This window comes from Curtobacterium sp. MCLR17_043 (assembly GCF_003224215.1).
Classification (GTDB): domain Bacteria; phylum Actinomycetota; class Actinomycetes; order Actinomycetales; family Microbacteriaceae; genus Curtobacterium; species Curtobacterium flaccumfaciens.
In genome coordinates this window covers 95,707-114,919 of record NZ_QKLH01000008.1, presented here as the reverse complement: position 1 = coordinate 114,919, position 19,213 = coordinate 95,707, and the positions used below count along the sequence as shown (strand labels likewise).

Genomic DNA, 19,213 nt, shown 5'->3' with positions numbered 1-19,213 from the left:
GGGCCGCCGAACAGCGTGGCGTGCAGCCGTGCACGCGACACGCGCCTACCCTGAGGGGCATGGCGGGATCCCAGTTCACTCTAGCCGCGTTGGCGACGACGGCCGTTCCAGGTCTCCTCGTCACGGGCACGCGCACGCTCGGCTCGGCCGCGGCCGGCGACTACGAGTCGGCGCTCCTCCGCGACGCCGACGGCACCGAGATCGTCATCCGCCGCCCCCGGAACCAGCGCGCCGAGGCGCGGCAGTCGGCCGACCTCGTCGCCATCCGCGCGCTGAGCGCCGGCATCCGCACACGCCTGCCGTTCGGCGTCGCCGAGTACCGCGGCCAGGCGCCGATCGGGTCGACGCGCGCCATCGTCACGACGCGGCTGGCCGGAGCTCACCCGACCCTCGCGTCGCTCGTCGAGCGCCCCGACCTCGCCACCAGCGTCGGCCGTGCCCTCGCCTCGATCCACCAGCTGCCGACGAGCTTCGTCTCCGACGCCGGCCTGCCGTCGCTCACGCCGTTCGAGGTGCTCCGGTCCGCCGTCTCGGTGATGGACCGCGCCGTGGCGACCAAGCTCGTCCCCGCCGCGCTCGTCGAACGCTGGGAGGGTGCCGCCCGCGACCAGCAGCTCTGGCAGTTCACGCCGACCGTCGTGCACGGTTCGCTCGGCACCGGCGCCCTGCTCGTCGACGGCGACGCGGTGACCGGGATCCTCGACTGGGGCGAGCTGCGGCTCGGCGACCCGGCGAAGGACCTCGCCTGGGTGCTCGCCGGCCGCCGCGATGCCTTCGACACCGTCCTCAGCGCCTACGAGGCGAACGGCGGCGGACGCGACCGCCAGCTCGCACAGCGTGCACGCGTGCACCACGAACTCGAGACGGCGCACTGGCTGCTGCACGGCGTCCAGGCGAAGAGCACCGAGGTCGTCGACGACGCCGTCGCGATGATGCACCGCCTGGTCGACGCGGTGCACGCCCCGAGTGCGGAACCACTGCAGTCCGTGTCACCCGAGACGATGGAGATCGGCGAGGTGGAGCAGCTGTTGTCCTCCACCGAACGCCGCCACGGCTGACGCTTCGTGAGCAGGAATGGTCGGGTCGCTGCGGCGCACCCGACCATTTCTGCTCACCAAGGTGCGGCAGGAGTCGTGGACGCGACCGCCAGGAGGCCCGGCGCGGGTCCGGCGGACCGGCACCGGGCCTCCAGGGCTGAGCGCGACACGGGCGCGGAGCACGACACGGGGGCGGAGTACGACACGGGCGCAGCGCGCCCGTAGGACGTCAGCCGACGGCCTCGGACCACGCGCGCTCGAGTCCGGCGCGGTCGAGCAGCTCGGTCGGACGGACCTCCAAGTCGTCGGCGACGAAGTAGAACACCGCGTCGACCTGGTCGAGCGGCCGCCCGGTGAACTCGGCGTAGGCGACGCGGTACAACGCGAGCTGCAGGGTGCGGCGGGCCAGGTCGTCCGCCCCCGACGGCGCCTTGCCCGTCTTCCAGTCGACTACCTCGGCGCGCCCCTCGATCTCGTACACGGCGTCGAGCTTGCAGACGACGCTGTGCCCGAGGAACGGGATGTGGATCTCGCGCTCGACCTCGATCGGAGTCAGCCCGGCCCACCGTGAGCGCGCGAACGTCGCCTGGAAGTCCGCGAGTCGACGGGCGTCGTCGTCGGTGACCACGGCGTCCGGCGACGAATCGGCGAGGTCGTCGGCATCGAGGTCGAGCTCGCCGTCCCACACGTCGAGCGTCTCGAGCGCGCCGCCGCTCCGTGCCCGCTGTTCCACCCACTGGTGGAACAGCGTGCCGAGCCGGGTGGCCCGGTACGGGCGCTCCGGCATCGGCCGGCGGAGCCGCTCGGCCACGGAGTCGGGTTCGGTCAGGTAGTCCTTGAAGCCCGACGCCGGGACCCGGTGCGGGACGGCGACCGCGTGCTTCGCGTTCCGGGTGGCGTGCCGTTCGGCGAGCAGCAGGTCGATGTCGGCGGCGAAGCGCCCCGCAGCACCGGGATTCGCGTTCCGCACCCGCTCGGCGGCAGCCAGGACCCGCGGCGCACGCTGCCCGAACGGCACGTGCGGCCAGGTCTGGGTCGCGCCGCTCTCCCCCATCGGGTTCTCGTCGTGCACCGTCGTCTCCGGGATCGCCGCACCGTCGATGACGCCGGCGTCCACCAGGTCGCGCAGGTAGCGGCTCGGCTCGGTGGGTCGGACCCCGCCGGCCCAGAACGAGCCGGACACCAGCAGGTCGTGCTTGGCACGGGTCAGGGCGACGTAGGTCAGCCGGCGTTCCTCGTCCTCGTTGCGCGCCTTCACCTGTTCCTTGAAGGCGTCGATCGCCGTGGTGACGTCCTTCTGGGTCTCCTGCCCGCGCCATGCGAGTCGCGGCAGCTCGGCGGCGTCTCCACGGAACTCGTACGGCAGTCGGCCGAACCCGAGCCAACCCGACGAGCCCTCCTGCGGACGCGCCGGCAGGCCGCCCTCGACCATCCGGGGCACTGCGACGGCGTCCCACTCGAGCCCCTTGGACCCGTGGATCGTCAGGATCTGCACGGTGCCGGCCTCAGGCTCCTCGGACCGCGGGCCCATGTCGTCCCGTCGGGCTGCAGCGTCGATCCACCCGAGGAACGAACCGAGGTCGGCGCGGTCGTCGGTCGACACGAAACCGGCGAGCTCGTCGATGAAGGCGTCGAGGTACGCGCCGCTGCCCTGTTCGTGCGCGGCGACCTCGATGTCGAGTCGCATCTCCTGCACGACGAGCGTCACGAAGTCGACCAGGTCGCTCCCCGCGCGTGAGCGGAGCATCGCGAGCTGCCCGCCGAGCGCACGCATCCGGCTGCGACCCGCGGGGGTGATGCCCTCGAGCGCGCCGTGCTCGTCGGGTGCGGTCGCGACGAAGTCGAGCGCGTCGACGATCGACCCGTGCTCCCCGGCGGCCACCGAGGCCCGGAAGGCCGCGGTCAGGTCGTCGTCGAGGCGTTGCTGGGTGTGATCACGCTGGAACAGCCACCGGGCGAGCTGGTGCAGGGCGACGATGTCCGCCGCCCCGACCCGCCACCGTGCACCCGCGAGCAGCCGGATCAGGTCGTTGCCGGCCGCCGGGTCGTGCAGGACGCGCAGGCACGCCACCAGGTCGACGATCTCCGGACGCTGGAGCAGTCCGCCCGTGCCGAGCACGTGGTACGGCACCCCACGGGCACCGAGCGCCGCCGTGAACGCCGCGAGGTCCTTCCGGGCCCGCAGCAGCAGCGCCATCGAGCCCGCCGGGTTCTGCCTGCGGTGGTCCTGGAACCACGCCGCGACCTCGTCGGCCTCTTCCGGCAGGGTCTCGGGGAACACCACCCGCACGGTGCCGGCGTCCGCACCCGGCCGGGGCGAGAGCCGTTCGACGTCGACCTCGGACGCCTCGGACAGCGGTGACACGATCGCGTTCGCCCCCGCGAGCACGTCCACCGGGTTCCGCCAGCTGGTCGACAGCGCGAAGGTGACGGGTTCGGCCACGCCGGGTTCGTCGCCGCCGAAGTCGTGCGGGAACCGGGCGAGGTTCGCGGCGCTCGCACCACGGAACCCGTAGATCGACTGGTGCGGGTCGCCGACCGCCATCACCGAGTGCCCGCGGAACAGCCGCGCGAGGAACCGGGTCTGCACGACCGAGGTGTCCTGGTACTCGTCGAGGAGCACCACCCCGTACCGGCTCCGCAGGTCCGAGACGACACGAGGGGCCGACTCGGCCGCGGCGAGCGCGAGGGCGATCTGGTCGGAGAACTCCACGAACCCGCGGTCGACCTTCTGTCGTCGGAACTCGGCGACCAGGTCGGCCAGGGGTTCGAGGGCGCCGATCGCGGCGACCGCGTCCGTGATCGCCTTGTACGGCTTGCCGCGGTTGCCGGGGAGTTCGAGCAGCTCCGAGAACTCGATCGCGAACCGGCGCAGGTCCTCTGGCTCGACGAGGTGTTCCGAGGTGGCACCGGCGAGCGCGACCACGGCTGCGGTCAGGGTGTCGACGTCGCGGTCGAGTCCGGCGAGCCGGTCGTCGCGGGCGGCCACCACGACCCGACGGGCGAGCTGCCAGGCCGACGGTTCGGTCAGCACCTGGGACTCGCCGTCACGCCCGACGAGCAGGGCGTTCTCGCGGAAGACCGCGTTGGCGAAGGCGTTGTACGTCGAGACCGTGGGTGCCTCGAAGGCGTCACCGGGGGTGATCAACCCCACGTCCTCGAGCGCGCGGATGCGGTCGTTGATGCGGACGGACAGCTCGCCGGCGGCCTTGCGGGTGAAGGTCAGGCCGAGGACCTCGTCGGGGCGGACGAGTCCGTTGGCCAGCAGCCAGACGACGCGCGAGGCCATTGTCTCGGTCTTCCCGCTGCCGGCACCGGCGACGACCAGCGCCGGCACGAGCGGTGACTCGATGACGGCGCGCTGCTGGGCGGTGGGACGAGGGCGGCCGAGAGCGTCGGCGATGGCGTCGGCGCCGTGCCGGATGACGGGCGGTGCAGCGGCAGCCGTGTCGTCCGCAGCAGCAGCAGCCGTGCCGGTCGCGTCGGTCGTGTCCGCCGTGTCGGTCGTGTCCGTCGTGTCGCTCACCAGGTCACCTCTGCCACCACGTGGATCCGGCACTCGACCCCGGTCCGGGCCTTCTCGCAGTGGTCGTCCACGTTCGCCACGAAGGTCCGGCCGGCCATGCCCCGCGCCACCCCGTGCAACCGCTCGCGGTAGGCCTCGCGCGCCTCGGCGTCGAACGCGTGCTGGGTCCGCTCGGAGTACGCCTGTCCGCCGCGGGGGTTCTGGACGAAGACCAGCCGGGCGTCGGTCATCGGAGACCCCGCCGGCACGCCCTCGACCGCGCCGTCCTCGACCGCGAGTTGATAGGCCCCGAGCTGCGGGTGTTCCGGCATGTCGTTCTTCTCGCTGGGCATCGAACGGCCGGTCTTCAGGTCGACGACGCTCACCCGCCCCTCGGGGTCGACCTCGATGCGGTCGATGCTCCCCCGGATCCGGGCGGGCCCGGTCACGAGCGCGAACGAGGTCTCGGCGCCGAGCAGTCGACGGCCGGCGCTGGCGAAGGTGCGGAGGTAGTCGCTCAGCCCCTCGATCATCCGCCGGGTCCGGGCACGTTCGCGGTCGGCGACCCAGGGCGACTCGAACGTGAGCTCGTCCCACCGCGCCTCGACCCGCTCCCACAGCGACTCGACGTCGATCTCGGTGGCGTGCTCCATCGCTTCGTGCACGATCGTGCCGATGCCCATCGCCGGGCTCGGGGCACCGCCGCCGAAGGTCTGCGCGAACCAGTGCACCGGGCACTCCTCGAAGGTGCCGATCCGCGACGGCGACACCGACACGGCCGGGGAGACGGGCTCGCCGCCCTCGACCTCGGGCGCGGGCTCGGCGTCGAGGTCGACCAGGGGGTCGTCCGTGGTCGGTTCGGCGAGCCCGTACCACTCGTCCGGAGCCGCCCCGGGGACCTCGGCCTCGGCCAGGCGGGCCAGGGCGGACGCGGCCTCGTGGTCGCCGGAGCCCACCACCCGGCGGCGCAGCGAGCCGGCGAGCCCACGCAGGGACAGTGGGTGGACGGTCGGCTGACGGTCAGGCGGCACCGGGACGAGCCGGACGAAGGGTGACGGCGACTCGTCGTCGTTCGCGACCGTGCCGATGACGACCTGGGTGGTGGCGCGCGAGACGGCCCGGGCGAACAGCCGGAGTTCGTCGGCGACCACGGCGGCACGGTCGTCGATGGGCGAACGCTCGACCCCGGCGGCAGCGCGGACCAGGCCGTCCGGGTCGAGCAGACTGCCGCGCACCCGGGTGTTGGGCCAGACGCCGTCCTGCAGACCGAGCACGACGACCACGTCGCACTCGAGCCCGATCGTCGCCGACGGCGTCAGGACCCGCACCCGGCCGGCGGTCCGGTCGGGGCCGATCGAGTCCTCTGGCAGGTCGGCGCCGAGCAGGTCGTCGACGAAGACCCGCGCGGGGGCGTCCGGCGTGCGCTCGACGAAGCGCTTGGCGGCGGTGAACAGGCCGACGACGGCATCCAGGTGCCGGTCGGCTTCCCCGGCGCCGACCCCACCGGCGGCGGACTGGGCGCCCCACGACTTTGCAAGACCGCTGCGTTCCCAGAGGCCCCAGAGGATCTCCTCGATGCTCGATCCAGCCTGGGCGTCGGCACGCGCCTGCACTAGGCTCCGGGCCAGCCGGGTCGCCCGGCGCGCGAACCCGGCGTCCACCGTCACCAGGCGCTCCGGTGCGCCCAGGACATCGACCAGCAGTTCGTCGGCGGTGCGGCTGCCGTCGCCCGCGAGTTCCTCACGCCGCAGGGCGAGCCGGAGCCGACGCATCGCCAGGGTGTCGAGGCCCCCGAGGGGCCCGGTGGCGAACGCGGTGGCCAGGGCGGCGTCGAGCGGCAGGACGTCGAGCGCCACCGCAGCCGCGTCGAGCAGCGCCCGCGCCGCGGAGTCGTCGCGCGGGCGGACGGGCGCGGCACCGGCGGTCGCCGGGACCTCGGCCACGGAGAGTGCCCGGACGAGTTCGGGGATGGCAGCACCGCTCCGGGTGACCACGGCCATCCGGTGCCATGGCACGCCGTCGAGCAGGCGGTGTTCGCGGAGTCGACGGGCGATCGCCACGACGAGCGCGGACCGGCTGGCGGCCTCGAGGTGCACGACGGCGTCGGGCCGCGCATCCTGGTCGCCCGCCGACGCGCTGCGCTGCCGACCGGCCGCCGCGGTGCCGATGCGACCCGTGACGCCGGTGACCAGGGCACGGATCGGCGCGGGGTGCCGGTGCACCGCGCCGAGGAACAGCTCGTCGACGCGGTCCACCCCGAGGCGCACGGCCAGCCGACCGAGCACGTCCGGTTCGGCGCCGCGGAACGCCGAGGCGGCGATGTCCGGGTCGCCGAAGGCCACGACCTGCACGCCGGAGCGCGCGAGTGCCCCGAGCAGCGCGATCTCACCCTCCACCAGTTCCTGCGTGTCGTCGACCACGACCAGGCGCAGGGCGGCGATGCTCGCGGGGAGCTCGTGCCGCAGCACCGCGGCGGTGGCGTACGCCACGAGTTCGCCGGAGTCGAGCCCGGTCGGCCGGAACGCGGTGACCGATGCCCGGTAGTCGTCCACGAAGTCCCCGACGGCCCGCCACTCGGGCCGTCCGAGCTCGTCGCCGAGTTCCCGCATGTCGTCGGGCTCGACGCCGGCCGCCACCGCACGCATCATGACGTCGCGCAGGGCGGTTCGGAACCCCGCTCGCTCCCGGACGACGGCGGTGATGGGGTCGGGCCAGGTCGGACCAGCTCCGTCGAGTTCGTGCCCGGCGAGCAGGTCGGCGATGATCCGGTCCTGCTCCCCGCCGGTCAGCAGCGTCGGGGGTTCCTGCCCCTGCACCGACGCCGCGTGGGTGACGATCTGGAACGCCAGCGAGTTCACGGTGCGTGCGAGGGCACCCGGCACGACCCGGTCGACCGCCCGAGCGAGCCGGTCACGCAGCGCCGTCGCGGCCGTCCGCGCCGAGGTCAGGGCGAGCACCGTCGCGTGGCCGTCGGGGGTGATCGCGTCGGGTCGGGTCAGCCGGTCGGCGACGAGCCGCGCGAGCGTGGTCGTCTTGCCGCTGCCCGGCGCACCGATCACCGCGGCGTGACGGCCGTCCGGCAACGCGAGCACCGCGGCGTGCGAGGGGTCGTCGACCAGTGCGCGCGCGAACCCGGTGTCGTCGGGAGCGGGCATCAGCATGGTCTGCGGCACGCTCGTACGGTACCCAGGACCGCCGACAGCACCGCTGCGGACGCGCGGGGCACCGGTCGTCACGCCGTCGAGTGCGCCCGCGGCGAACGCCCGATGCCGCACGGGACCGCTCGGATACGCTGTGCTCGTGGACATCAAGATCGGCATCATCAACAGCCCCCGCGAGATCGCCTTCGAGACCGCCCAGACCGCGGACGAGGTCGAGAAGGCCGTGTCCGAGGCGCTCACCGCCAAGTCGACGCACCTGTCGCTCCAGGACGACAAGGGCCGTCGCTTCATCGTCCCCGTCTCGGCCCTGGCGTACGTCGAGGTCGGCGCGGAAGAGGCACGGCGCATCGGCTTCGTCGCCTGACGACGTGGAACTGCTCTTCGCCGTCCTCGGCGGCGTCATCATCGGTGCGGTCGCGCACGTGATCCTGCCGTGGCGGTCGAACCGTGGCGTGCTCGTCGGCCCAGCGGTCGGCGGCATCGCCGCAGCAGTGCTCTGGGAAGCGCTGACCTGGGCCGGGTGGCGGTACGACGGCACCTGGATCTGGGTCGTGGCCCTCGTGGGCTCCGGCGTGGTAGTCCTCGTCGTCGAGTGGCTCCTCGGCACGCAGCGCGACAAGCGCGACGCCGAGTACTACGAGCAGCTCAAGACGCGCGGCGCCTGACGCTCGAGCAACTCAGACGCGCGGCGCCTGACGCTCGACCGCTCAGGCCGTCAGCCCGAGCGCGTCCATGCGTCGGGTGTGCGCGGCGATGAGCTCGGTCCAGACCGGCTCGAGCCGCTCCTGGTCCTCTCGGGCGTGCGACGCCAGCGCCGACCGTGCGACGAGCAGGGTGTCGCCCACCAGACGTCGTCCCCACATCGCCAGACGCGAACCGATCTGCGGGTCGTCCTCGATGTGAGCCGTCAGCTCCTCGACGACCGCCGCTTCCTCGCGCGCGTCGAACACCGACCGCAGCCGCTGCCGCACGTCGAGCGGCAGCGAGCGGAGCAGGTTGCCGAACAGATCGTTCAGGATGCCGGCCGTCACGTAGCCGGTCAGCATCGACTCGTACCAGTCGGCGCCGCTCGTCCGTTCGAGGAACAGGTCGATCGCCTCGCGGTGCGGGGCCATCAGCGCCGCCGGATCGCCACCGCTGCGCTCGATCTCGGCCACGATCGTGCGGTGCCGCTCGAGCGCCGTGGTCGCGAGGACCCCGGTGACCAGACGGCCGGAGAGCGTCGGGGCCGAAGCACCGGCTCGTCCCATCGTCTCGTAGACGGAGAGCTGCAGGTACGCGGCCTGCCCGAGGTAGACGTCGAGCTCCGGGGTGACGTCGTCGAGCGCGAGGCGCTTGACCTGCGCGGCTCCGCGCGGGTTCCGCGACGCGAGCCAAGCGGCAGCGAGCTGCGCCGCGCGCTTCCGGTTCCACCACGAGACCACCCGACCAGCATAGAGGGCGAGTCCCGTGGCACCCGCCGGTCGCCCGCCCGGACGCCTCGACGCACCCCTGAGCACCCCGGAGCACCCCGGACCACTCGCCCGTCGGTAGACTGGCCCGGACTTCCACCAGAACTAAGGTGATTCTTTGACTTTCTCAGACCTCAACATCGACCAGGACATCGTCGATGCACTGGCCGGCAAGGGCATCATCGAGCCCTTCCCGATCCAGGAACAGACCATCCCGCTCGGCCTGACCGGCCAGGACATCATCGGCCAGGCCAAGACGGGTACCGGCAAGACGCTCGGCTTCGGCCTGCCGCTGATCCAGCGACTCGGCGCCGACCCGGCGCACGGCGTGAAGGCGCTCGTCGTCGTCCCGACCCGTGAACTCGCGGTCCAGGTCACCGAGGACCTCGAGCTCGCGGCCTCGAACCGCCCGACCACGGTCGTCTCGATCTACGGCGGCAAGGCCTACGAGGGCCAGGTGGAGCAGCTCAAGGCCGGTGCCCAGATCGTCGTCGGCACGCCCGGGCGGCTCATCGACCTGCAGCGGCAGCGCCTGCTCGACCTCTCCCACGTGCAAGAGGTGGTGCTCGACGAGGCCGACCGCATGCTCGACCTCGGGTTCCTGTCGGACATCGAGCGCATCTTCCAGGCCGTCCCCGAGGTGCGGCACACGATGCTGTTCTCGGCGACGATGCCCGCGCCGATCGTCGCCCTCGCCCGCCGGTTCATGAGCCGTCCGGTGCACATCCGGGCGACCGACCCGGACGAGGGCCTCATGCAGGCCAACATCAAGCACCTCATCTACCGTGCGCACTCCCTGGACAAGGACGAGGTCATCGCCCGCATCCTCCAGGCCGAGGGCCGCGGCAAGACCGTGATCTTCACCCGCACCAAGCGTGCCGCGGCGAAGCTCGTCGAGGAACTGAAGGACCGCGGGTTCAACGCCGCAGCGGTGCACGGCGACCTCAACCAGGAGCAGCGCGAGCGCGCGATGGCGGCGTTCAAGGCCGGCAAGCGCGACGTGCTCATCGCCACCGACGTCGCCGCCCGCGGCATCGACGTGGACGACGTCACGCACGTGATCAACCACACGATCCCGGACGACCCGGACACGTACCTGCACCGCGCCGGCCGCACGGGCCGCGCCGGCAAGACCGGTATCGCGGTCACGTTCGTCGACTGGGACGACCTGCACAAGTGGACGCTGATCGACAAGGCCCTCGAGTTCGGCATCCCCGAGCCCGTCGAGACCTACTCGTCGTCGCCCCACCTGTTCGAGGAACTCGACATCCCCAAGGGCACCAAGGGCCGTCTGCCCGGCTCGTCGTCGCACGCCGCCTCGGCTGGCGCCCCCGTCGAGAAGCGCAGCAGCGACCGCCCGGCCTCGGGTTCGGGTTCGCGTGACGCGTCGCGTTCGCGGTCGCGCAGCCGCACCCGGTCAGGAGGCTCGGAGCAGTCCGCCCCGCAGGCTCCAGCCACCGAGTCGGTCGCCCCCACCACCGCGGCGGGCACCGAGGACGGCTCGGCCGCCGAGGGTGGTTCCACCGACGGCGCCGCGAAGCGTCGCCGTCGTCGCCGCCGTCGCGGAGCCGGCACCGGCGATGCCTCGGCGACCGCCTCGGCACCGCAGGGAACGTCGGACGGCGAGTAGCGCCTCCAGACCGAAGGGCCCGTCGCTGACGCGACGGGCCCTTCGTCGTCCCCGCCCGCCGACTGCCCCGCGAGGGCGACAGATCGCCGCCAACTGTCAGCGGGGATCTGTCGCTTTCGCGGATGGGTCAAGCCGCGCCGACCGAGATCTGTCGCTTCGGTGGGACGACGCGACGCGTCAGGACAGGCGCGAGCCGGGTCCGACGACGGGAGCGCTGCCCGTCGCCTCGGACACGATCGCGTCGAACGAGACGCGTGCGGTGCGGTGCTCCCCCAGCCGGTTCGGCTTGCCGGTGCCGTGGTAGTCGCTCGAACCGGTGACGAACAGGCCGTAGCGCGTCGCCCAGTCGAGCAGGGTGCGCTTGCCGTGTGCCAGGTTCTCGCGGTGGTCGACCTCGAGCCCGCCGAGCCCGGCGTCGACCAGGTCGCGGAGCATCGGCTCGTCGATGACGATCCCGCGCGAGGACGCCGCGGGGTGCGCGATGACGGGCACGCCGCCGGCCTGCCGGATGAGTTCGACGCCACGCAGGGGCGAGGGTGCCTCGTGGGGTTCGTAGTAGCCGGACGCCGGGTGCAGGATGCCGCGGAACGCCGCGGACCGGTCGGACTCGAGCCCGCGGGCGACCAGGGCGTCGGCGATGTGCGGACGGCCGATCGTGGCACCGGGGCTGGACTGGGCCAGGACGTCCGCCCAGGTGATCGGGTGGTCCTCGGCGATGCGGTCGACCATGCGGTGCGCGCGGGAGAGTCGGCCGTCGCGGATGCGGGTCGTCTCCTCGACCAGTCCGGGGTGCTCGGGGTCCACCAGGTAGCCGAGCACGTGCACGCTGCGGTAGCCGATGCGGGTGCTCAGCTCGAGGCCCGGCAGCAGGGTCAGGGGCAGCTCGTGCGCCGTGGCCGTGGCGTCCGCCCACCCCGCGGTCGTGTCGTGGTCGGTCAGCGCGACGGCGTCGAGTCCGGCGGCCGCGGCCGCTCGGACGAGCTCCGCGGGCCGCTCGGTGCCGTCGGAGACACTGGAGTGCGCGTGCAGGTCGATGAACGGGTCTGGCACGTGGCCAATGCTATCCACAGGTGAGCGGCCGCACAGGCCGGGTGTCGCCCGGCGGTGCGATGATGGACGCATGGCCGACACGACTCCCCGCGCGACGAGCAACCGATCCACGACCCCCGGGTCCTCGACCTTCAAGGACTTCATCGGGTCGCAGTGGGCCGAGCGCTCGGAAGCGCAGCCCGAGCCCCGCGAGCAGGCCGTGTTCGCCGCCGAGCGTCGCGCGCGCATCTCCGAGCTGCACCCGGGCCGCACGATCGTGGTGCCGGCCGGGCAGGCCAAGGTCCGCTCGAACGACTGCGACTACCCGTTCCGCCCGCACTCCACCTTCGCGCACCTGACCGGCTGGGGCACCGACACCGTCGTCGGATCCGTGCTCGTGATGACGCCGAACGGCTCCGGCCACGACGCCACGCTGTACTTCCGTGCCACCGCGGGCCGCGACTCGGAAGAGTTCTACGCCAACCCCGAGATCGGGGAGTTCTGGGTCGGACCGCGCCCCTCGCTCGACGCCGTCGCCGCCGACCTCGGGCTGGCCACCGCCGACCTCGGGGCGTTCACGGCCGTCGCCGATGCACTCGACGCGTCGGCGCTGCTCGTGCGTGAAGCCGACGACGACCTGACCCGTTCCCTCGACGCCCGCATCGGCGCGGCCATCGGTGGCGCGGACGAGACCGAGGGGTCGCCGGCCACCGACGACCTGCTCGCCCGCGACCTGTCCGAGCTGCGACTGGTCAAGGACGCGTACGAGGTCCGTGAGCTCCGCAAGGCCGTCGACGCCACGAAGCACGGGTTCGACGACGTCATCGGCGACTTCGACGCCGTGCTCGCGCACCCGCGCGGTGAGCGCATCGTCGAGGGCACGTTCAACCGCCGGGCGCGCGCCGACGGCAACACCGTGGGCTACGACACCATCGCCGCCTCCGGCCACCACGCCTGCATCCTGCACTGGACCCGCAACGACGGCGCCGTGCAGCCGGGCGACCTCATCCTCATCGACGCCGGGGTCGAGGTCGACTCGTTCTACACCGCCGACATCACCCGCACGCTCCCGGTGAGCGGCACGTTCTCCCCCGTGCAGCGGATGGTCTACGAAGCCGTGCTCGAGGCCGCCGACGCCGCGTTCGCGATCGTCAAGCCGGGCATCACGTTCCGCCAGGTGCACGCCACCGCGATGGAGGTCATCGCGCGCAAGACCGCCGAGTGGGGCTTCCTGCCGGTCTCGGCCGCCGAGTCGCTCGAGCCGGACAACCAGTTCCACCGCCGCTACATGGTGCACGGCACGAGCCACCACCTCGGGCTCGACGTGCACGACTGCGCGAAGGCCCGTCGTGAGATGTACCTTGACGGCACCGTGCAGGCCGGCATGGTCTTCACGATCGAGCCCGGGCTGTACTTCCAGCAGGACGACCTGACCGTGCCGGAGGAGTTCCGCGGCATCGGTGTCCGCATCGAGGACGACATCCTGGTGACCGAGGACGGCGCCGAGAACCTGTCGGTCGGCATCCCCCGGACCCCCTCGGAAGTGGAGGGGTGGATCGCCCGCTCTGGCCGCTAGCCTGATCGGGTGACCATGCCCGAGGCCTCCCCGAACACCATCTCGATCGAGGTCGAGCACTTCGACTCCCCCGACGCCCAGCGACTCCGCGCCGCCCAGCGCCTGGAGATCGACCGGGCGCACGGCGGCGACACCGAACCGGGTGAGAAGCCGACCGCCGAGTCGATCGCGGTGTTCTTCGTCGCACGCGACGAGTCCGGGACTCCACTCGGGTGCGGGGGCCTGCGCATCGTCGACGACGGCATCGCCGAGATCAAGCGGATGTACGTCCGACCGGAGTCCCGCGGCTCCGGCGCCGCGGCTGCGTTGCTGCGCCGGCTGGAAGAAGCGGCGCTCGACCTTGGGTCCCCGGCGCTCGTCCTCGAGACGGGCACGGAGCAGCAGCGCGCCGTCGGGTTCTACCAGCGCGAGGGGTTCCGGCGGATCGCGAACTTCGGGCCCTACGTCGGGGCGCCCCTGTCGGTCTGCTTCTCGAAGGTCCTCTAGCCCGCCCGAGCCTGCCCGGACCGCGCCGCGCGCAAGCCCGGCTCGCGCGCGCCCGAGCCCGCTCGGCTCTCGGTCACGACGTGCCGTCTGCCCGAGGTCGAGCGGTCACGAACCGTCGTCTGGGCCGGCGCCGAACGACGATCTCCGACCGCTCGAGGCCGTGCGCGCGGGGTGTTGCGACCGCCCGGACCACCCGGACGCCGCCGAGGTCGCACGAAGTGCCGCCCGCGCAGCTCGGCGGCGACAGTTCGTGCGACCTCGGCGAACGCGAACGGCGTGTCGAGCGATCTCGCACGACCCGATCTCGCGCGACCCGATCTCGCGCGACCCGATCTCGCGCGACCCGATCTCGCACGACCCGAGGACGAAGCCCGATCGCGCCGGCCGGAGCCCGGCTAGCGGCGGTCGCTGTCCCCGTCGCCGTCGCGCTGGGCGTCCGGCGAGGACGAGGGCTCCGGCGGCGTGGCACCGGCGACCCGCTCGCCGTAGCGCGGCGGCTCCTCGGGCCGACGCTCCGGCACCGGCGGAGCCGCGGGGGCGGCGGCCGTCTCGGGGGTCTCCCCGTACCGGGGTCCGTCGTTCGTGCCGTAGCGCGGCGGGCCCGAAGGCGCACCCGTCTGCGCGCCGGGGGCCGACGTACCGGGGTGGTGCGGGCCTCCCGGCTGCTGGTGCGGTGTGGCGTGCCCGCCGTACGGCGACTGCTGCTGCGGCGGGACCCCACCGGGGCCCGGACGCCACTGCTGCTGCTGCTGCTGCTGCTGCTGCTGGGGAGCGTCGTTCCAGTGCGTGGACGGGGTCGCCCCGTGCTCGCCGAGGATCCGCTGCGCCTGCCCGGTCAGCTGCGGGTTGACGACGATCTGGTAGGTCGTGGCGAGCACCTGGTGCACGCTCGTGAAGTCGCGCTGCCGCTTCGTGATCGCGAACGAGACGATGCCGTAGAGCATGCCGAACGCGGCACCGATGACGGCCGCGGCGAAGAACAGCCCACCTGCTTGCGGTGAGAACAGCGTGAGCACGATGCCGAAGAAGAACCCGAGCCACAGGCCGGACAGCGCACCGGCGATCGCGGCACGGCCGTAGGTCATCTTGCCGGTGACCCGCTCGACCGTCTTCAGGTCGTTGCCGACGATCGAGAGCTGGTTGACGGGGAAGTCGGCCTCGGCCAGCTTCGCCACCACGCGCTGCGCGTCGGGGTAGCTGTCGTACGTTCCCAGGACGTCGCCCTTGGGCAGCGTCGGGAACGCCTGGGCGGTCCTGCCGGCGAAGGGGCTCTGATTGCTCACACAGCCATCATTCACCGCACACCTTGCAATCGCACGTGCACTCTCAGGGAAGCAGCCGATCGCAAGCCGTCGACCGGTGCCGTCGGCGGCGCGAGCGAACGCGCACACCCGAGCGACTACGCTGGGTCGGGTGAGCGCCACGAAGGTCTTCGTCGCCCGCCTCGCCGGGTGCTCCGTCTTCGACCCCGCGGGCGACCGCGTCGGCAGAGTTCGGGACGTCCTGGTCGTCTACCGCCGGGCCGATCCCCCGCACGTCGTCGGGCTCATCGTCGAGGTGCCCGGCAAGCGCCGCATCTTCGTGAGCATCGGCCGCATCACCTCCATCGGTGCCGGGCAGGTCATCACGACCGGCCTCGTGAACATGCGCCGCTTCGAGCAGCGTGGCGGCGAGGTCCGCGTCATCGCCGAGATGCTCGGCCGCAAGGTGCTCATCAAGAACCAGCGGATCCGCGCCACCATCGAGGACGTCGCGATCGAGGACCGCGGGCAGGGCGACTGGGAGGTGGCGCAGCTCTTCCTCCGCAAGCCGAAGACGACGCCGTCGCCGTTCGGCAAGGGCCCGACGACGTTCGCGACCTGGAACGAGGTCACCGAGGACGAGCTCCCCGGCGAGGCCCAGTCCGCCGAGCACGTCATCGCGGCCTACTCCGACCTGCTGCCCGCCGACCTCGCGTCGACGCTGCTCGACCTGCCCGCTGAGCGCCGGTTCGAGGTCGCCGAGGAGCTTCCCGACGACCGCCTGGCCGACGTGCTCGAGGAGATGCCCGACCAGGAGCGCATCGAGATCCTCACCCGACTGGTGGACGCCCGCGCCGCCGACGTCCTCGACCAGATGCAGCCGGACGACGCGGCCGACGTCCTCGCCCAGTTCTCCGACGAGCGGAGCGAGGCCCTCCTGCAGCTCATGGAGCCGGAGGAGGCGCAGGACGTCCGCATGCTCCTGGAGTACGAGCCGGACACCGCCGGTGGTCTGATGACCACCGAACCGGTGATCGTCTCGGCCGACGCCACCGTGGCCGAGGGCCTGGCGCTGGTCCGCCGCCACGAGCTCGCTCCGGTGCTCGGCGCCGCCGTCTGCGTCACCCTGCCGCCGTACGAGCCGCCGACCGGTCGGTTCCTCGGACTCGTGCACTTCCAGCGGATGCTCCGCTACCCGCCGAACGAGCGGCTCGGCACGCTCATCGACCAGCAGACCGAACCGGTCCGGGTCGACGCGAGCGCCGCCGAGGTCACCCGCATCATGGCGACCTACAACCTGCTGTCCGTCCCCGTGGTCGACGACGCCCACCGTCTCGTCGGGGTGGTGACGATCGACGATGTCCTCGACCACGTCCTGCCGGACGACTGGCGAAGTCAGGGCGAGGGGGAACCCTCACCGCTTCCACGCCAACGCCCGCGCAGGACACCCGTGACGACGGGAAGGAGGACCACCCGTGGCCCGAACGGATGACAACCGTCGCGACCGTGACCGCCAAGAGGTCCGGCTCGACTCCCCGAAGGGCATGCGCACGCGTGTGCTCCCCAGCCGCCGCCGTGGTCGCGGGGACACCTTCGGTCGCGCGACCGAGGGCATCGCCCGCGGCATGGGCACGCCCTGGTTCCTCATCGGGCTCACGCTGTTCTGCGTGGTCTGGATGGGCTACAACACCCTCGCGCCGAAGCCGTGGCAGTTCGACTCGGCGGCCATCGGCTTCACGGCTCTGACGCTCGTGCTCTCGCTGCAGGCCTCGTACGCCGCCCCGCTGATCCTGCTCGCGCAGAACCGGCAGGACGACCGCGACCGCGTGCAGTTCGAGCAGGACCGCCAGCGCGCCGAACGCAACTTGGCCGACACCGAGTACCTGGCCCGCGAGGTCGTGGCCCTGCGCCTGGCGATGCGGGACATGGCGTCGAAGGACTTCATCCGCGCCGAGCTCCGTTCCCTGCTCGAGGAGCTCGACCGCCGCGACGCGGACGAGGCCGGCTACGCGGACGAACACGACAGCTCCACCCGTGGCTGACGCCGTCCCCACCGACGAACAGCTCGGCACGGCGGTCCTCGCTGCGCTCGGCCGCGTCATCGACCCCGAGATCCGCCGCCCCGTCACGGAGCTCGACATGATCCGCGGTGTCGACGTGCAGCCAGGAGGCGCGGTGCGCGTCGACCTGCAGCTCACGATCGTGGGGTGCCCCGCCGCCGACACCATCGAGCGCGACGTCCGCGTCGCCGCCGGGTCCGTCCCGGGGGTCGCCGCCGTCGACGTCGACGTGTCCGTGATGGACCCGGCCACTCGTGCCGCGCTGACCGAGCGGCTGCGAGCCGGCCGCCCCAAGGGCGTCCAGTTCACCGCGGACTCGCTCACGCGCGTCATCGCCGTCACGAGCGGCAAGGGTGGCGTCGGCAAGTCCACCGTCACCGTGAACCTCGCCGTCGCGCTCGCCCGCCGGGGCCTGCGGGTCGGGGTCGTCGACGTCGACGTGCACGGCTTCAGCGTCCCCGGCCTGATGGGTCTGACCGACGAGCACGGGGTCGCACCCCGCCCGACCCGCGTGGACAGCATGATCCTGCCGCCGGTGGCGCACGACGTGAAGGTCGTGTCGATCGGCATGTTCGTCGACGACGTCTCGACCGCGGTGTCGTGGCGCGGACCGATGCTGCACCGCACCGTGAACCAGTTCCTGACGGACGTGTTCTTCGGCGACCTCGACGTCCTGCTGCTCGACCTGCCCCCGGGAACCGGCGACGTCGCGATCTCGGTGGGGCAGCTGCTGCCGCACGCCGAGGTCCTGGTGGTCACGACCCCGCAGGCCGCCGCGGCCGACGTCGCCGAGCGCAGCGGGATCGTCGCCCGGCAGACCGGGCAGCGGGTCATCGGCGTGGTCGAGAACATGGCGGGGCTCGTGCAGCCCGACGGCTCGGTGCTGCACCTGTTCGGCGAGGGTGGTGGCGCCGAGACCGCCGCACGGCTGTCCCGCGGGCAGGACGCCCCCGTCCCGGTGCTCGGCACCGTGCCGCTGTCGGTGCCCCTGCGCGAGGGCGGCGACGCCGGGGTACCCGTGGTGCTCGGCAGCCCGGAGGACCCGGCCGCGGCGGCCCTGACCGCGATCGCCGACCGGATCACCACGATGGGACGCGGGCTCGCCGGCCGGAAGCTCGGGTTGTCGCTGTCCTAGGCTCGGGGCATGAGCACCGATCACGTCGATGTCGACTGGGACCACGCACGCGCCACGAACCGCGCGAACTGGGACGACCGGGTGCCGATCCACGAGGGTGCCTACGCGATCGACGCCCTCGCCGACCCCGGCCACCGTTCCGACGTCGTCCGTGAGGACCTGCCGGCCCTGACACCCTGGTTGCCGAACGGCTCGCTCACGGGCCTCGACGTCTGTCACCTGCAGTGCCACATCGGCACCGACACGGTGTCGCTCGCCCGCGAGGGTGCCCGACTGACCGGTGTCGACTTCTCCCCCGCCGCCCTCGCCTCGGCCGCCGGACTCGCATCGCGCCTCGGGCTCGACGTCACCTGGGTCGAGACCGACGTCCTCGATGCCCGGGCCGCCGTCACCGGTGACTTCGACGTCGTGTACACGAGCATCGGCACGATCTGCTGGCTCCCCGACCTCGACCGCTGGGCTGCGCAGGTCGCCGGCCTGCTCCGCCCCGGCGGGGTGTTCTTCATCCGCGACGGACACCCGGCGCTGTACGCCCTCGACGAGGACGCCGACGAGCTCGTCACCCGGTACCGGTACTTCCCGGACGGCACCGCGCAGCAGTGGGACGACGCCGGCACCTACGCCGGCGACGGCACGGTGGCGAACACGCGCACCTTCGAGTGGCCGCACCCGCTGTCCGAGATCGTGAACGCCCTGCTCGGGGCCGGACTGCGGCTCCGACAGCTCGACGAGGGCCGGACCCTGCCGTGGCGCTTCAGCTCCCGCATGGTCGAGACCGACACCGGCTCGTGGGCCTGGCCGGAACACGACCGCGACCGGATCCCCACGACCTTCACGATCGTCGCCACCCGCGACTGACCTGGTCCGTTCGGCGCATCCTGTGCGTTCGTTCATGGACAGGG

15 protein-coding genes are annotated in these 19,213 nt (G+C 72.6%); 10 read left to right on the top strand and 5 right to left on the bottom strand.

Annotation, left to right across the window (positions count from 1 at the left end; translation table 11 throughout):
- The first annotated feature begins 59 nt into the window (after positions 1-59).
- Entirely contained in the window at positions 60-1,058 is a 999-nt protein-coding gene (locus DEJ03_RS09725) for a phosphotransferase (RefSeq protein ID WP_110864457.1), read from the top strand.
- A 208-nt stretch (positions 1,059-1,266) separates the two neighbouring features.
- Here the strand turns inward: DEJ03_RS09725 and DEJ03_RS09720 are convergent, their stop codons facing one another.
- Both DEJ03_RS09720 and DEJ03_RS09715 read right to left on the bottom strand, forming a co-directional pair.
- A complete protein-coding gene (locus DEJ03_RS09720; RefSeq protein ID WP_258370699.1) occupies positions 1,267-4,563 on the bottom strand; it encodes an ATP-dependent DNA helicase in 3,297 nt (1,098 codons plus the stop codon).
- Positions 4,560-7,715, bottom strand: coding sequence for a UrvD/REP family ATP-dependent DNA helicase (locus tag DEJ03_RS09715; RefSeq protein ID WP_181422673.1), 3,156 nt, complete (start codon positions 7,713-7,715; stop codon positions 4,560-4,562). The genes DEJ03_RS09720 and DEJ03_RS09715 overlap by 4 nt, the downstream gene beginning before the upstream one ends.
- Positions 7,716-7,842: 127 nt before the next feature.
- On the opposite strand from DEJ03_RS09715, the gene DEJ03_RS09710 reads away from it, so the two are divergent.
- Together DEJ03_RS09710 and DEJ03_RS09705 are read left to right on the top strand one after the other, a co-directional pair.
- On the top strand, positions 7,843-8,067 hold the full coding sequence (locus DEJ03_RS09710) for a DUF3107 domain-containing protein (RefSeq protein WP_031259670.1): 225 nt from the start codon (positions 7,843-7,845) through the stop codon (positions 8,065-8,067).
- 4 nt (positions 8,068-8,071) lie between these two features.
- A complete protein-coding gene (locus DEJ03_RS09705; RefSeq protein WP_027464580.1) occupies positions 8,072-8,368 on the top strand; it encodes a hypothetical protein in 297 nt (98 codons plus the stop codon).
- 42 nt (positions 8,369-8,410) lie between these two features.
- Here the strand turns inward: DEJ03_RS09705 and DEJ03_RS09700 are convergent, their stop codons facing one another.
- On the bottom strand, positions 8,411-9,127 hold the full coding sequence (locus DEJ03_RS09700; protein WP_258367069.1) for a ferritin-like domain-containing protein: 717 nt from the start codon (positions 9,125-9,127) through the stop codon (positions 8,411-8,413).
- A gap of 145 nt (positions 9,128-9,272) precedes the next feature.
- Here DEJ03_RS09700 and DEJ03_RS09695 point away from each other — a divergent pair, with 145 nt between their 5' ends.
- Entirely contained in the window at positions 9,273-10,784 is a 1,512-nt protein-coding gene (locus DEJ03_RS09695) for a DEAD/DEAH box helicase (protein WP_110864455.1), read from the top strand.
- A 177-nt stretch (positions 10,785-10,961) separates the two neighbouring features.
- On the opposite strand, the gene DEJ03_RS09690 is transcribed toward DEJ03_RS09695, so the two are convergent.
- Positions 10,962-11,834, bottom strand: a complete 873-nt coding sequence (locus DEJ03_RS09690; protein ID WP_110864454.1) for a PHP domain-containing protein — start codon at positions 11,832-11,834, stop codon at positions 10,962-10,964.
- 70 nt (positions 11,835-11,904) lie between these two features.
- Here DEJ03_RS09690 and DEJ03_RS09685 point away from each other — a divergent pair, with 70 nt between their 5' ends.
- Both DEJ03_RS09685 and DEJ03_RS09680 read left to right on the top strand, forming a co-directional pair.
- Positions 11,905-13,389, top strand: coding sequence for an aminopeptidase P family protein (locus DEJ03_RS09685; RefSeq protein WP_110864453.1), 1,485 nt, complete (start codon positions 11,905-11,907; stop codon positions 13,387-13,389).
- Positions 13,390-13,404: 15 nt separating this feature from the next.
- Entirely contained in the window at positions 13,405-13,875 is a 471-nt protein-coding gene (locus DEJ03_RS09680; protein WP_071405472.1) for a GNAT family N-acetyltransferase, read from the top strand.
- A gap of 395 nt (positions 13,876-14,270) precedes the next feature.
- Here DEJ03_RS09680 and DEJ03_RS09675 read toward each other — a convergent pair whose 3' ends face one another.
- A complete protein-coding gene (locus tag DEJ03_RS09675; protein WP_110864451.1) occupies positions 14,271-15,158 on the bottom strand; it encodes a general stress protein in 888 nt (295 codons plus the stop codon).
- A 130-nt stretch (positions 15,159-15,288) separates the two neighbouring features.
- On the opposite strand from DEJ03_RS09675, the gene DEJ03_RS09670 reads away from it, so the two are divergent.
- Genes DEJ03_RS09670 through DEJ03_RS09655 form a run of 4 tightly spaced genes read left to right on the top strand, consistent with a single transcriptional unit; the run spans position 15,289 to position 19,169 of the window.
- A complete protein-coding gene (locus DEJ03_RS09670; protein WP_027464574.1) occupies positions 15,289-16,608 on the top strand; it encodes a magnesium transporter MgtE N-terminal domain-containing protein in 1,320 nt (439 codons plus the stop codon).
- A gap of 52 nt (positions 16,609-16,660) precedes the next feature.
- Complete coding sequence (locus DEJ03_RS09665; RefSeq protein WP_042539423.1) at positions 16,661-17,158, top strand: DUF1003 domain-containing protein; 498 nt, start codon at positions 16,661-16,663, stop codon at positions 17,156-17,158.
- Positions 17,151-18,311, top strand: a complete 1,161-nt coding sequence (locus DEJ03_RS09660; protein WP_110864450.1) for a P-loop NTPase — start codon at positions 17,151-17,153, stop codon at positions 18,309-18,311. Before DEJ03_RS09665 ends, DEJ03_RS09660 begins: the two co-directional genes overlap by 8 nt.
- A 9-nt stretch (positions 18,312-18,320) precedes the next feature.
- Entirely contained in the window at positions 18,321-19,169 is an 849-nt protein-coding gene (locus DEJ03_RS09655; RefSeq protein WP_110864449.1) for a bifunctional 2-polyprenyl-6-hydroxyphenol methylase/3-demethylubiquinol 3-O-methyltransferase UbiG, read from the top strand.
- Positions 19,170-19,213: the final 44 nt, after the last annotated feature.